Origin of the sequence: Microvirga sp. HBU67558 (assembly GCF_018069605.1) — a bacterium.
GTDB lineage: Bacteria > Pseudomonadota > Alphaproteobacteria > Rhizobiales > Beijerinckiaceae > Microvirga > Microvirga terrae.
In genome coordinates this window covers 15625-30129 of the sequence record NZ_JAGPUP010000495.1, presented here as the reverse complement: position 1 = coordinate 30129, position 14505 = coordinate 15625, and the positions used below count along the sequence as shown (strand labels likewise).

The window sequence follows — 14505 nt, the reverse complement described above, 5'->3', positions numbered from 1 at the left end:
GGCCCTCGTCCGGGTTCAACTCAGGGCTAAAGGATGGCAGGGAGAAGACCTCGATCTGCTCCGTGTGCGCTGCCAACCAGTCCTGCACCGTCTGGGCCCGATGAGCCGGCAGGTTGTCCCAGATCAGAAACACCTTGCCGTTGGCATCCTGGATCAGCCGCCCGAGAAAGCGGATCAGGCTCGCAGCCTTGACGGCGCCATCGAGCACCATCCAGCGCAGCTCGCCCTTGTTGGTCACAGCCGAGATCAGGCGCAGTTCCGCGCGTTTGTGGCTGGGGCGCACCACCGGCGTCCGGCCTTAGGGGCGAAGCTGCGGCCGCGCCCATCGTCGGAGCAAATCCAGTCTCGTCCCCCAGACAATCGTGCCCTTGTGCCGTCTGGCTTGCACCATGATAACCGGATAGTCCTGCCGCAGCCAGCGCAGTACGGCTTTTGGCGACTGCTCATCGGCGGGGCGGAGCGGCTTCTGGGCCGCGAAGTCCCAGCGGGCCAGGTGGGTGCTCATCGTGCGCACCGCCAGCCGGACCCCGCAGTGCTGCTCGATGAGCTCCCGCACCGCGGCCCGGCTCCACAGGGCGAAGGGCAGACCGAGCTCGTCGGGCGTGTGCCAGCGGATCAGCGCGCGGACCTGCGCTTCCTGATCGGCCTCGAGAAACCGTCCTGTGCCAGGAGCCGGGCCGCGTGGTCCGCTGGCCAATCCGACTAAGCCCTGCTCGGCAGAGCGGCGGCAGATATCGAACACGCCGGTGCGGGTCAGGCCCACCTGGGCGGCAATAGCCTCATAGGTCAGGCCGCTCTCGCGCAGGACGACGACCTGCCGGCGGCGCTCCTCTTGCGCGGCTGCTGGCAGCTTGCGCATGTCTATATGCTTCATCCCGCCAAACTGGATCGCCCGGCCGCAGATCTCAAGATCACCCAAGCCGGATCAATAAGATGGCTCGGTTTGTCTGAACAGCGTTTCAGGCGACTTGGGTGGTCTGTCGGCCGCGGTCAAATTGCCGCGAGTTACGATAGCAGGGTGAAGTCTGCCCCATCGGGTGTCCTTAGATCAATGCATGAATGAGGCCTTCGTATCCTGTGGAACGTTACTACCGCCTGGTGGAGCCCCGGTGTCAGACTTGCTGTCGTAGGGTCAGAAATACACCTCCCCGGACTGATGGACCGACCCCGCCGTGCGATTCGCATCAAGCGACCTTACGGGGCATGCAGATAGCGATCTTCTTCTCGGACGGAACACCGGTCAGGCCCTGAATGGGTAGCGACCTGCATACGTCCGACCTAAAGCCCTCCGCGACCGACAGCTAGATCCTGTCTGACGGCCTGTGAACCTGCATGAGAGCATGGCTGTTGCCTTGGTGGGGCTCACCGAGGCGGAGACGTGCGATGCGGCGGCATGACCTCAGCGATGCTCAATGGGAGCTGATTGCGGATCTCATGCCCAGGACCGGTCGCCACGGCGGCGGGCGCTGGCGCGACCATCGGCAGGTGGTGAACGGGCTGCTGTGGACGCGATGTCCCGGAGCGCAGTGGCGCGACCTGCCCGAACACTACGGCCCCTGGCAAACCGTCGATGAGCGCCTCACCCGATGGCCCCGTGAGGGGTTGTTCGACACGATCCTGGATCGGCTCCGGCTCAAGCTGAATGCCAAGGGGCTGATCGACCTGGATCTCTGGTGCATCGACAACACCTCTGCGGGCCAGACGTTCCGCCGCCGGAGCCCGAAAAAAGCCGATCCGCAGGAGCCGGACGACCATGCGCCCGGCCTCTCCCGGGGCGGGTTCGGCAGTAAGATCCACTTGGTGAGCGATGGTGCTGGTCTGCCGCTCGGGTTGACGCTCACACCTGGGCAGCAGCACGAGATGCCGGCCTTCGAGCCAACCTTTATGGCAGTCCGCCTCCCCAGCCGCAGGGGCCGTCCACGCACAAGACCCAAGTACTTGGCAGGCGATACGGCCTATAGCGACCGGCCGGCCTTTGCTTATCTGCGGCGACGCCCTATCCGGCCTGTCATTCCACCCCGGACCGGCGGCAACATGGGGAAGGGCTGCGCGCGATCCTTCGATCCTGATCTTGACCGCAGACGCAACGCCATTGAGCGCTGTGTTGGATGGCTGAAGGGAGGCCGATCCATCGCCCCTCGGCACGAGAAACTTGCCGTCAACTTCTCGGCGATGGTGAAGCTCGCTTTCATGCGGCAGTACCTGCGCACACTCAGGCCGTCAGACAGGAGCTAGTTGGTCAGCCAGATCATGCAGACATCTCATCGAAGGCAACATGGGTCTGGCAGTTCTTCGGGCAGACGCGGGCGCAGGCTCCGCAACCTATGCAGCGTCCGGCATGGTCCACAACCATGATCATGCGATTGAGACGGCCATCGAAGTCGTCATCCTCGCCGTCGCAGACACCTATGAGTACGCCCACGTCATCAACGCCGTAAAGGTGCATGACCTCACGCGAGCAGACCTTGAAGCACCGGCCGCACCCGATGCAGGTCGGGCCATCGATAGCGGTCAGATACGACGGCACCCAGCAAGAGCCGTCGCGGGTCAGGAAAGGGCCCTTCATCTGGAGCCCTCCAACGAGCCGAGATCACTCCTGGCAGCGCCCAACTCGGCAATACAGTTAAAGGCTTTCTCAGGATGGGCCCTAATCTCAGTGCAGCTGTCAAGGAGGTTCTCCGCAGAGTCATATAGTTCCATATTCGCAGCTCCCGTCTGCCACTGTCGCTTGTGGACCTTCTTCTGCAACTCTTCGGGTCTAGCATGATCCCCCTGATCAAGAACCCGCCCCATCACGCTCGTGCTACCTCGGGGTAGGCTTCGATGGCTGCGATCGCGTCGTCGACCAGAATCGATCCAGCCGTAGCAAGCCGCCAAAGCGTCTCGAAGCCGAACCGGTGGGCATCCCGTATGATCTTCGACACAACGACCAACCGCCCAACCGTGAGATGCACGCACCCGAAGCCCTCATCGCTGATCTCTATCATCGGCGACGCCATAAGGCCGGAGCGCTCCCTGATTGCAAGCCCAACGGCGGAATAGAAAATGGCAATCCTCCGCCGGACGTCTGGATTGGGGTTGCCGATAATCGGGATCGCGCGGCGTTGGTCCTTGGTGACGATGAAGTTGGCCAGCAGCTCAGCGTCCAGTTTTCTGTCCCATGAGCCGTAGGAGTCCTGAGCCCGGATTATCCGCACGAGGCATTTGACAAATAAGGTGGTAAGCGCTGTTCCATCCTTGTTGACAGCAGTGCTAGCCGCAGAAGCAGACATTTCGCCCTCCCCTCGTTCAAACGTCAAATGATAGTCTTTGTGCGGGGTCACCGACTTCAGCCAGCACTTTGCGCAACCACGGCGGAGGAGCAGTCCTGAGCATTGTCTGGGTGCGCGACAGTACATCCTCAAAGAACTGAGGATGCGGCACTTTGACCGGGTGGATTTTTACCGAAACAAGTCTTGCCGCCGAAGGCCCGCCGATTGCCAAGCAAAACAGGAGATGACAGCCCTTCAACGCCTCCACCTTCGCGGCAATGCGGGCGTCGCCTCCGGTCTGATGATTCCCACTCTCGTCGGAAACGTTGTCGACAGCCAATGCTTCCATAAACGTCCATGCGTCGCACGTCACGTCAAAGACAGCAAAACACTTGGCCGCCCCGAAATGAGCGTTCAGGCCTTTCATGTCTTGCGTGGCAATCGCCACGCGCAATGCACCGGCTTGCCGTTGCGGCATTAGTACCTGAGCCTCGTCAGAGGCGAGCGAGAGGCGACGAATGGAGGTCATCTTTCATTTCCCGGTTACGGATTAGATCAAGTCGCTCGGGCGTCGGCGGTTGCTGGTTCGCCTGGAAGATGTTGGCAGCCTCAAGGATCAGGTCGCGCGCGCCATGATAGAGAATCGTGAGCTTGTGTTGGCTGCCGAGCCGGTCGAAAATCGGGAAGCCGACGCGCATGAGGGGAATGCCGAGGCGCTCTGCCGCTTGGCGTCCGTGCGAATGGGTGACGAGGAGATCAGCGCCCGCGGCGAGACTTTCCAGGTCGCCAAGATCGCCGACCTGAACCATTTCCGCCGGCACTTTCTCGAGAATTTGCGACGTATCGGTCGTGGCAACGGCCGCCGCGATCTCTGAGCCCATGCCAACGAAGAAGGTCGCGAGTTGGTAGAGTTGGTCTGGTTCGGCGGCGATCGCAATTTTCTTGCCGTTAAAATGGAAATGTGCGTCGAGCAATGTATCCTGCAGTTGCGCCCGGCGTCGGCGGAGCTTGGCTGGTACCGCCACGCCCGACAATGCGGACAGCAGGGAGATAAACTGGTCGGCGGCTTTCAGTCCGGTGAGCGAGTGGAACAGCACGTAAGGAACGCCGGTCAGGTTCTGGAGCACTTCCGCTGGGTGGCGCATATGCTCGCCAATGGCGACGCACTTAATGGCTGTGCCAAGCTTCCGGATATCATCGACAGCCGTCCCGCCATACGTTGTTGGAATCCAGTCATCAGGAACAGTGCCGTCGAGTGCGCCAGATACATCGGGCAAGATCACCGCCTCCAGTCCAAAACTCTCGACCGTATCGTGCAGATGCTCGATATCAGCCACGGTCAGGTTCCAACCGGGCAGGATGGCGATTTTCCTTGTGTCGCGCGCCTGTCTGTCTGACTGCGTGATGACCTCGATCATAGCCGCTACCGCGGCGGCCCAGCCGTCCTCGATCGCGCCATGGAAGTCCGGCGTGTTGGCCATCACGACCATGGTGCGGGCGAGTTCCTCGTCATGCTCCGCCTTGATACGCGCGATGTCGCCGGCGAGGTCCTCACCGCGGGATTCCACCAGCGCTGTCGTGCAGACTCCGATCAGCTTCGGATTGGCGCGTGTTGTGAGGTTGAGGATCGCCTCCTCCAGTTGGTCCGCCCCGCCTAGGATCGTAGCAACCTCATCCATCGCCGTCGTTTGCAAGGGAACCGTTTCCGCGAAATGCTGAACCAAGCGCACCAACGCGAAGCTGGTGCAGCCTTGGCTGCCGTGGAACAGCGGCATCGCACCCGCAACCCCGAGAAAGGCAAGGGCGGCGCCGAGTGGCTGCGACGATTTCAGCGGGTTGACCGTCGCGGATTTGGTTCGGGGGACGATGCGGGCCATCAGGTTTCCTCAACGCTCGGCGAAGCCGTTGGGCTTCATGCCGGCGCATTTGTTGAGAGCGTGAACAGTCGCGGTCTCACACTTTGTGCTCGGCGACTCCTCCTCGGCGCCAGTCTGGCTGTCCCAAGGAGCCGGCTCCCGCACTTCGCGCCAGATCGGGTTGTGAATGGCGAGGCTAATCTGGCGTACGAGTTCCACCATGCCGTCGTAACCCGCATAGGGGTGATGACGCTCCTGGTTGATATCAAGCCAGGGGATCTTGGCCTTCAGCGCGATGAATTGCGTGCGGCTCCCCGACAGCATGATGTCGGCCTTGTGCTCTGAGAGCGTGGCATAGAGCACGTGCGGCGCCATCGACTCGAATATGTGGTGCTCGTCTTTGAGGATCTGTTTTATGCGCTCTTTGTCTTCGAGCGTCGATTTCTTGACTGAGGTGCCGACGATCTCGAGGCCGATTTCCAGCAGCGCATGGACGACCGACCAGGACTTCACGCCGCCGGTGTTGAGCAGCACCCGCTTGCCTTCGAGCTTCGGCCGAAAGGCTTGGATCTTCTTCCACGCAAGAGACTCCTCCTCTGCGATCAGTGCCTCGGTGCGGCCGAGGATCTCCGGATCGGCACCCTTCCTCACGAGCAGCCCAGCGATCTGCCGGAGTGCTTCCGAGGTGTCTGTGATCCCGTAGAATGAGCCCTCGAAGAATGGGATATCCCAGCGCTCCTCCATCTTGCGGGCAAGATTGATGAATGCCTTCGAGCACACGATCATAGCGGCTTGGGCGCGGTGCGCGGAGGCAACGTCGCGGTAGCGCGCGTCGCCGGAAATGCAAGCGCGCACCCTGATGCCGAGTCGGTCAAGGAGCGGCTTCACCAACCAGAATTCGCCGGAGAGGTTGAATTCACCAAGGATGTTGATATCGTAAGGGCTAGTCTCGTCGGGCTCCACCGTGCCAATCACATGGTCGAGCAATGCTTTGCCGGCGAGCTTGTTGCCGAGGTTCTTTGAACCAGCGAAGCCGGGTGCATTGATCGGCACCACGGGGAGCCCAAATTGTTCCGCTGCACGCTCGCATACCGCCTCGATGTCGTCGCCAATCAGCGCTGTCACGCAGGTCGTATAGACGAAGATCGCCTGCGGGGAATGTGCGTCCTTGATCTGGCGGATCGCCTTCATAAGCTTCCGCTCACCGTGTCCCATCACCACATCGAGTTCAGTGAGGTCAGTCGTGAAGCTTGTGCGCCAAAGTGTTGGTCCGGACGAAGCTGCGCCGCGGTTGTCCCAGGAATTCCCCTCGCAGGCGAGTGGCGCGTGGACAAGATGAGCGACGTCCGTGATCGGCTGCAGCACGATTTTGGCGCCGTCAAAGGCGCAGCCCCCGGCTGCCACCCCGGGAGTCTGCGGCTTCGAACAACCCTTCTTACGCGCCTTAGCATCTTTGCCGCGGTTCCTCTCGCAGGCGGGCTCACTGAAGAGATTCAGAATTTTGGCACTGAGCGAAGACATTGCGGGCTTCCATTGTCCGTCGACAGGGGGCCGACCTCGACGAAGGCCGACCAGTGGCCTTAGCGGGTGAGATCATACGAGTAGTCTGTTACGCCTGGTACGATTGTCTCCCGATCAAGCTTGTCGAAGATCTTATCGAGGATCGTCGTTAGGACGTGCAGCCCACCTTGGTAGCCCATGAGCGGGAAGCGATGGTGATGGTGCCGGTCGAAGATCGGAAATGTCAGCCTGATCAGCGGTGTGGCGGTATCGCGCTCCAGATACTTGCCATAGGAACTACCAATAAGGAGATCCACCGGCTCGGTGAAGAGCAGCGAACGCAGGGCCCAGAGGTCCTTGCCCGGCCAAACTTGAGCGGCTTTACCGAATGGGGAGGATTCAAGCAGTTCCTTCATCTCGGCTTCCCAGGCCGCCGTGCCGTTGGTGGACAGGCAGTGGGTCGGCTCGCCACCGGTCTCCATGACAAACCTGGCTACGGCGTAGACAAAGTCGGGATCGCCGTAGATGGCGTATTTTTTACCATGGAGCCAGGATTGGCTATCCGCCATGGCGTCGATCAGTCGACCGCGTTCCAGTCGGATTGCCTCTGGGATTTCCTTGCCTGAAATCGCCGACACCTTCATCAGGAACTCGTCTGTCGCCTGAACTCCGAGCGGGTAATGGAACGAGGCTGCCGCCTGCCCAACTTCCTCGCAATATTTCAGCGTGCTTCGAGTGCTATAATGCTGCAGCGACAGTGTCGCCTCGGCGTTGAGCGCCGCCTTCACGTCTTGGATCTTCGTACCGCCGTCAAACATGCGGAACTCGCCGTCTGACGGCGTGTCGAACTGGTCAGAGGCGTCTTGGATGAAGGTATAGGACACGCCCATCAGGTCGAGCAGGCGCTTCAATTCACGGTTGTTGCCCACACAGAAGCCGTCGAAACCCGGAATGATGTTTACGACGCCAGCGGCTTCTGAGCGCTCCTTTCCATCCCAAAAATGCTCTAGCACGCCTTGTACCATGCCGTCATAGCCATCAATGTGGCTCCCAACGAATGCCGGCGTATGCGCGAAAGGAACGTCGAAGTCACGCGGCACTGAACCTTCGTTCTTGGCGTTCTCGATGAATCCGTGCAGGTCATCGCCAATGACCTCCGCCATACAGGTGGTCGAGACGGCGATCATCTTCGGGTCGTAGAGCGTGTAGGTGTTGGCGAGGCCGTCAACCATGTTCTTGAGGCCCCCGAACACCGCCGCATCTTCAGTCATCGAGGAGGATACCGCGGATGCAGGCTCCTTGAAATGGCGCGACAGGTGCGAGCGGTAATAGGCCACGCAGCCTTGGCTGCCATGGACGAACGACATAGTACGCTCGAAGCCCGCAGCCGCGAACACGGCGCCGAGCGGCTGGCAGGCCTTGGCTGGGTTAACGAGAAGCGCTTCGCGCGCGAGGTTCTTCTCGCGATATCCCCAGGTCTTGGTGAACTCGCAGAGATCGTTGACCATCTGATCCGGGTACGGACATTCGAAGTTGAGCTTCTTTTCGGCGAGCATCTGCCTGTATTCCGGCTCACGGAACAGGGGAGCGTGGTCAAGAACTTTTTCAGCCGACTGTGGCATGGTGGTCACCTCTTTCCAAGTAGCCGGGCCCTGTGACGGCCTGGTAGTGTCGAAACAATTCAGGTCCCCAGCGGATCAGGAGCCGCGGGCGTTCGTCTGCCTCGCTAGCTCTGGGAGGCTGGGTTCTCATTCGGCTGCGATCGATGCGGACCTCGCGGCAGTTTTCTTCCAAGGAGCGTCGTAGAGGTCCCAGACTGGGTTGTTGATGGCCAGATCCATGTCGCGGGCGAAGATGGCAAAACCATCATAACCGTGATAAGGGCCGGAATAGTCCCAGGAGTGCATCTGACGGAATGGGATCCCCATCTTCTGCACTGGGTACTTCTCCTTAATGCCGGAGCCAACGAGATCAGGGCGGATCCCCTCGATGAATTTTTCCAACTCGTATCCAGTCACATCGTCATAGATCAGTGTGCCCTTCTTCACGTAATGGGCGGTGCGCTGATAGTCGTCGTTGTGGCCGAACTCGTAGCCGGTGCCGACAATCTCCATGCCGAGATCCTCATGGGCAGTGATGACGTGACGGGGGCGCAGACCGCCGACATAGAGCATCACCGTCTTGCCTTCCAAGCGCGGCCGGTACTTGGCGATGATCGCGTCGACCAACGGCCGGTACTTGGCGATAGTTTTCTCGGTCTTCGCCTCAATCTCCGGCCCAAAATGCTTGGCTATCTTACGCAGTGAGGCTTCGATCTGGGAGGGACCAAAGAAATTGTACTCCATCCAGGCGATGCCGTACTTTTCCTCCATATGTCGGCAGATGTAGTTCATCGACCGATAGCAGTGGATGAGGTTGAGCTTGGCCTTTGGCGCCCGCTCTATTTCGGCGAGCGTGGCGTCCCCAGACCAGTTGCCGACTACGCGCAGCCCCGCCTCCTCAAGCAGGATGCGCGAGGCCCAGGCGTCGCCGCCAATATTGTAGTCGCCGATGACGTTGACATCATAGGGGCCAGCCTCGAACTCGACCTCCTTCTTGTCGAGGATCCAGTCGCGGATTGCGTCGTTGGCGATGTGGTGGCCGAGCGATTGCGAGACGCCGCGGAAGCCCTCGCAGCGCACCGGTACAATCGTTTTCCCGTGCTCCTTGGCCTTCTTGCGAGACACCGCCTCGATATCATCGCCAATGAGGCCTATTGGACACTCGGATTGCACGGTGATTCCCTTGTTGAGGGGAAACAGTTCCTCAATTTCGTCGATGATCTTTTCCAGCTTCTTGTCGCCGCCGAAAACGATGTCCTTCTCCTGGAAGTCAGAGGTGAACTGCATCGTTACGAACGTGTCGATCCCGGTTATACCGGTGTAGTAGTTTCGGCGCTGTGACCAGGAATATTGACCGCATCCGACCGGTCCATGCGAGATGTGGACCATGTCCTTGACCGGACCCCACACTACACCTTTGGAGCCCGCATAGGCGCAGCCGCGGATCGTCATCACGCCTGGAATGGACTTGATGTTCGATTTGACATCGCATTCGAGATCGGTCGTGTCCGCCTCGCTAGCCTCACCTCCGCTTGTCGCGACGCTGAGATGCTTCTTACGGCGCTTCGCCGACTTGTCTGGATAGTGCGACAGCACTTCCTCGATAAGCTTCTCATGTAAAGTGACGTCATTCTGATAGTCGAGGCTCATAGGATCTGCCCCTTTTTTAGGTTGGCATGGCGCCTCACAGACGAGGCGTCGTTCACGGAGATGCCACCGAGTCAAGGTCGGCGCTCCCTGTCGGGACTAATGGTTAATGTTGGGCCAGCGTCGCTTCCTTGGCTTGAAGCTCGGCGAGCATCTGCTCGTCGGTTTTCATAATGCCGAAGTCGAGCAGCATCTCCTCAAGCTCCTCCATAGTGATCGGGGTCGGGATTGTGCCTTGGCCCGAATTGGCATGGATCTTTTCGGCCAGCGTGCGGTATTCCCCGGCCTGCTTCGAGTCCGGCGCATATTGGATTACAGTCATTTTCCTGAGCTCGGCGTGCTGGACGATGTTGTCGCGCGGCACGAAGTGGATGAGCTTGGAATTGAGCCTGGATGCCAGCGCCTCGGCGAGGTCGAGCTCGCGGTCAGTCTGGCGTTCATTGCAGATCAGGCCTCCAAGCCGCACGCCGCCTGCATGGGCGTATTTCAGGATGCCCTTAGCGATATTGTTGGCGGCATACAGCGCCATCATCTCGCCTGACATTACGATGTAAATTTCCTGGGCCTTGTTCTCGCGGATCGGCATCGCGAAGCCACCGCACACCACGTCGCCGAGAACGTCATAGGAGACATAGTCGACATCGTCGTAGGCGCCGTTCTCCTCAAGGAAGTTGATCGAGGTGATGACGCCGCGACCGGCACAACCAACGCCCGGCTCGGGGCCGCCGGACTCCACGCACTTGATTCCTCTGTAGCCCACCTTCAGCACGTCTTCGAGCTCAAGGTCTTCCACTGAGCCTTCCTCTGCCGCGAGATGAAGGACCGTGTCCTGCGCCTTCGAGTTCAGAATCAGGCGGGTGGAGTCGGCCTTGGGGTCGCATCCAACGATGAGGATCTTTTGCCCAAGTTCGACAAGGGCGGCGAGCGTATTTTGGGAGGTCGTGGACTTGCCGATACCTCCTTTCCCATAAAATGCGATCTGACGCAGACCTGCCATGTTGTTTTCCTCCTCTATTTCGTCGGTTGTCATGTCACCCAGGACATGAATAAAAGTCGGCTACACCAGCCGGCCCTACGACGATGGAGTTTCAAGAGTTGTGCCAATTTGACCAATCAAGCCAAAGGATGATTTTTATTATACTCTATCAGATACTTAGCCCAGGGAAGGAAGGGGCGGATTGAAACAAGCCCGTGTCACGGACGCGACAAATTCGACTGAGGGTGCCGGATGGCGATGCTTGTGACCACTTTTCATTGATCTTACTGAAGACCCGCGGGGCGTAGCGATCTAATAGTGTACACACAGTTGGATCAACGCACGTCCAAATGGAGGCCTGTAGGCATGCCAGCTTCATCGACGGAGAGGCCCTGTCGCAGAATATGTTCCAGCCCTTCCATTTCCGACATGTATGGACCCCCAGTCTGGCGCAGGAACAATTTTCGGGTTCGGTGCAACGCGTAGTCGGTTGTGGACATTTGTCCGGCCTCTGACGCGGCGGGTCATAGGCCGCGCCCGGATTTTACCGGATCAGGTCCAAAGCATAAGCACGTTGCTGGAGCGCATGTCACAATGTTTCTTGTGCTCGTCCTGTCTCATCGATCACTGCGCCGTCTCTCCCATAATCTTCCCACATCCCAGCACCTCAGAGTAGCAGGCGGTTCGTTCACAGCGACGGGAGCCTACTGCATCCCGGCTCTCGCCATGACGGCGCAGAGGGTGTGTGGACTTGCTTCGGAAAGGATACTGCTGGCGAATTCATCACGCTGGGATGGGAGCCATCATGAGCTTGGTGAATGCGGACTGCCGAGTTCGTGCGAGCGGCGTGCCAGCGAACCAAGCCCCGAGCCGAATGAGGTTCATGGCGGCCGCCGTCAGCACGTGTTGCAGATGCGTTTTGGCCAACCCAATGTAGCGGGAGCGCCGCAGGTGCAGAGCACGGACCCCGGCCGAGATCGTTCCCTCGATCCCGGCGCGCTGTTGATAGTCCTGCTTGAAGGTCGGGAGTGCCTCACGCTCGCGTGCGGATGCCAGTGTCTCGTGCTCCTCCTGAGGGCGCAGCGTCAGAAGGCGCCGGTCGCTCCGGGTACACTGTGGCTTCAACGGACAGGGACGATAGTGGGTCGTCGAGAAGCGCACCTTGAAGGCGGTTCGTCCTTGCCAGTAATCGGGACGCCAGCTCCGGCTCTCGTGCCCGGCCGGACATATCGCGACTTGCCGGCCCCAATCGAAGATGAAGTCCTGCACGGTGAAGCCTTTGCCGGACTGGGCCTGCCACTGGTAGTCCTTAGGGGCCGGCCCCAGGAGCCGCACGCCTTTCTTCCGGCTGGCCACGAGCTGGTCGGCCGCGACATAGCCGGCATCGACAAGATGGGTGGCGGGCAGCAGACCTTTGGCCTCAAGCGCCGCATCGATATCTTCGACAGCATCACGATCAACGATGGGCGCCGGCGTGGTCTCCACATGCGTGATCAGGTGCGGGCCGCCCTCGTCACAAGCCTCGGTGAGATGAACCTTGTAGCCGACCCAGGTTGTCGTCCCCTTATTGGCATAATGGACCTCTGGATCGTAGGGTGACCCAGCCATCAGCAGGGAGGGCGGAAATCCCTCATGCTCGGTACGCCACCGCACCCGGGGAGTGGTCTCAGAGCATGCGCCCGCCCCAGGTTCTCCGGTCTGAGCCTGGTCGGTGAGACAGAAATTCTGCACCCAGACCTGCCGCAGCAGCTCAATGGCCGGGATCTCACGCAGCCAGATCGGTGCACCAGGAGCCATGATGGCCGCCAGCAGCTGATGACCATCGCGCCCGATCTGCTCGGCATGGGCGCGCCGCTTCGCCTCGCCTTGCGGGACGTCATAGTCGTCAGCCCGCCTGCCAGAGCGCTCGATCCAGGCGGGATTGGCATGAGCGCGCAACCATGCGGGAGCCGTGGACGCCAAGACATTGAGGGCCGCCCGCATGGTCTCGGTCACGCAGGCGAGACGGTTCAGCGAACGAACCGCCCCGAGCACATGGGTCGAGTCGGTGCGCTGACCGCCTCGAGCGCTCAGCAGCTCGTGCTCCCGGCATAGGACCAGAAGTGTATCGAGGAGCTGCTCTTCCAAGCCTCCCGCCACCAGACGACCGCGGAACTCGCTCAGCACAGAGGCATCGAAGCCAGGGTCGGTCAGTTCCAGGCCCAGCAGGTATTTCCAATCGATGCGGCTGCGGACCGCATCAGCCGCCCGCCGATCAGAGAGGTTCTCAGCAAACTGCAGCACGCTCACCAGCGCCAGTCGCCACGGGCATTCGGCCGGCTGCCCGCAAGGGGCGAAGAGAGACGCGAACTGGGCATCGGTAAAGATCGTCCCAAGGTGGTCACGCAGGCGCAGATAGGGGATGCCATGCGGGAACGCGGCACGGGCGACGGCTGCCGTTGCGGCCGGGACATCACGGCACGGGATCGGGCGGAGCGACATGAGGACCTCCGGGATAGTGGGCTGCCCCCTCAAACCCAGAACGCCAATCCCTGCCTCAAGGGCTCCAACCCATTCGCCAGCAGTATCAAAATCGGAGCAAGTCCATCATCGGGATTACGCGTTCCTATGCGCGCCACCCAAGGGCCTGCCGGAGCTCCATTAACGGCGCAAAACTCACAAGGGCTTTCGCACCTATGACCAGCAGGCGACCTAAGTCTGCGCACCCATCGTGGAAGCAGCACCAAGCTTCTGCTTGCCTCCGACCAAGCGCTGGAGAGCTGTCAAACCGATCCCGGAGGCAAAGTCTGGGCCGTGCTTGAAGGTCTCAGGCGCCAGGGCAAGTGCGGCCAGAGCCATCGCAATGGCCGGACCGACACCCGCGACGCCGCTCAGCCGCCGCACCATCTCATCCTCTGTAGCTTGCTCCGGGATGTCTTGGCCAAAGCCTGCAATCTGCTCATCCAGGTGATCAATGATCCCGACCAGTACCTGATGAACCGGTGTGGTGGTCTCAGGATTGGGCCGGTCCGGATCAGCGACAGCGCGCACGAGTTGAGGATCACGCGTCGGGCCTTTGGCTACGACGCGCCAAAGTTCCGCCAGATATACCTCAGCGAATGATCACGTGAGCACTGCCTGACTGGCACATCCTAGGCTCGAAACATGAGAGCTTCAGCATGGGCCCGGCCGCTCTTACGAGCCACAGACCGCATTGTCGGGCGCATCGTGCGGCCAACAGTGAAGTGAAGATTGCCTTCATCATGGCGTTAAAGCCAAGAGATCTCTTAACGCATCAAAAGCCTTCGGACCATTAAGATCCTACGTGAAGACCTCACCGACTTCCGCAGTATTGGGCCCCAGCAACCCAGAGATAGTCGCGCGCACATCGACGACTCGGCCCCGAACCTGCCTGACAATGCGCCATTATTTTTCCGGATGCTCAATGCAAGCCCAGGTGAACTCAATCAGGTATGCGCAAGGATTAACGGGCGCTGCCGACCTTCTATGACTTGCCCGTCAAGCGCTGGAACGGTTTTCGGACGGCGCGCCTCACCAAAAGCGAGCTCGCGACACGCCGGCGTCAGGCCGGGCGAACCAAGCGTTCACTGTCTCCGACGACGGCTCGCCTACTGGTGCTCAAGCTAGTGACAGCGGTCGCGAAAAGCCCGCGGCGGCTGATGCGCAAGAGCCAG

At 60.3% G+C, this 14505-nt stretch carries 13 protein-coding genes; 1 reads left to right on the top strand and 12 read right to left on the bottom strand.

Annotated elements, in window-relative coordinates; translation table 11 throughout:
* Window positions 1-283, bottom strand: a 283-nt coding sequence (locus KBI52_RS10695) for a transposase (protein WP_210807297.1), incomplete at its 3' end; no start/stop codon positions are given.
* 15 nt (window positions 284-298) lie between these two features.
* Window positions 299-874 carry a winged helix-turn-helix domain-containing protein gene (locus tag KBI52_RS10690; RefSeq protein ID WP_210807295.1) on the bottom strand — a complete coding sequence of 192 codons (576 nt, stop codon included), beginning with the start codon at window positions 872-874 and terminating at the stop codon, window positions 299-301.
* Window positions 875-1383: 509 nt separating this feature from the next.
* Here KBI52_RS10690 and KBI52_RS10685 point away from each other — a divergent pair.
* Window positions 1384-2235, top strand: coding sequence for an IS5 family transposase (locus KBI52_RS10685; RefSeq protein WP_210807293.1), 852 nt, complete (start codon window positions 1384-1386; stop codon window positions 2233-2235).
* Window positions 2236-2248: 13 nt separating this feature from the next.
* On the opposite strand, the gene fdxB is transcribed toward KBI52_RS10685, so the two are convergent.
* From fdxB to KBI52_RS34075, 10 genes are all read right to left on the bottom strand, one after another.
* Window positions 2249-2566: a ferredoxin III, nif-specific gene (fdxB, locus tag KBI52_RS10680; protein ID WP_114948795.1), complete on the bottom strand. Its 318-nt coding sequence runs from the start codon at window positions 2564-2566 to the stop codon at window positions 2249-2251.
* A gap of 226 nt (window positions 2567-2792) precedes the next feature.
* Window positions 2793-3272 carry a NifX-associated nitrogen fixation protein gene (locus KBI52_RS10670; protein WP_114948797.1) on the bottom strand — a complete coding sequence of 160 codons (480 nt, stop codon included), beginning with the start codon at window positions 3270-3272 and terminating at the stop codon, window positions 2793-2795.
* Window positions 3273-3288: 16 nt separating this feature from the next.
* Window positions 3289-3780 (bottom strand): nitrogen fixation protein NifX, encoded by a 492-nt coding sequence (gene nifX / locus KBI52_RS10665; protein WP_210807291.1) that lies wholly within the window; start codon window positions 3778-3780, stop codon window positions 3289-3291.
* The gene (gene nifN, locus KBI52_RS10660; protein ID WP_210807289.1) at window positions 3746-5128 is read right to left on the bottom strand and encodes a nitrogenase iron-molybdenum cofactor biosynthesis protein NifN; all 1383 of its coding nucleotides are present in this window, start codon (window positions 5126-5128) and stop codon (window positions 3746-3748) included. The genes nifX and nifN overlap by 35 nt, the downstream gene beginning before the upstream one ends.
* Before the next feature lie 9 nt (window positions 5129-5137).
* Window positions 5138-6628 (bottom strand): nitrogenase iron-molybdenum cofactor biosynthesis protein NifE, encoded by a 1491-nt coding sequence (gene nifE, locus KBI52_RS10655; protein ID WP_210807287.1) that lies wholly within the window; start codon window positions 6626-6628, stop codon window positions 5138-5140.
* 59 nt (window positions 6629-6687) lie between these two features.
* Entirely contained in the window at window positions 6688-8229 is a 1542-nt protein-coding gene (nifK, locus tag KBI52_RS10650) for a nitrogenase molybdenum-iron protein subunit beta (RefSeq protein ID WP_210807285.1), read from the bottom strand.
* 126 nt (window positions 8230-8355) lie between these two features.
* Complete coding sequence (nifD, locus tag KBI52_RS10645) at window positions 8356-9858, bottom strand: nitrogenase molybdenum-iron protein alpha chain (protein ID WP_210807283.1); 1503 nt, start codon at window positions 9856-9858, stop codon at window positions 8356-8358.
* Between the two features lie 103 nt (window positions 9859-9961).
* Window positions 9962-10852: a nitrogenase iron protein gene (nifH, locus tag KBI52_RS10640; protein ID WP_114948803.1), complete on the bottom strand. Its 891-nt coding sequence runs from the start codon at window positions 10850-10852 to the stop codon at window positions 9962-9964.
* A gap of 762 nt (window positions 10853-11614) precedes the next feature.
* A complete protein-coding gene (locus tag KBI52_RS10635; RefSeq protein ID WP_210807281.1) occupies window positions 11615-13312 on the bottom strand; it encodes an IS1182 family transposase in 1698 nt (565 codons plus the stop codon).
* A gap of 210 nt (window positions 13313-13522) precedes the next feature.
* Entirely contained in the window at window positions 13523-13861 is a 339-nt protein-coding gene (locus KBI52_RS34075; protein WP_210807279.1) for a transposase, read from the bottom strand.
* Window positions 13862-14505 lie beyond the last annotated feature (644 nt).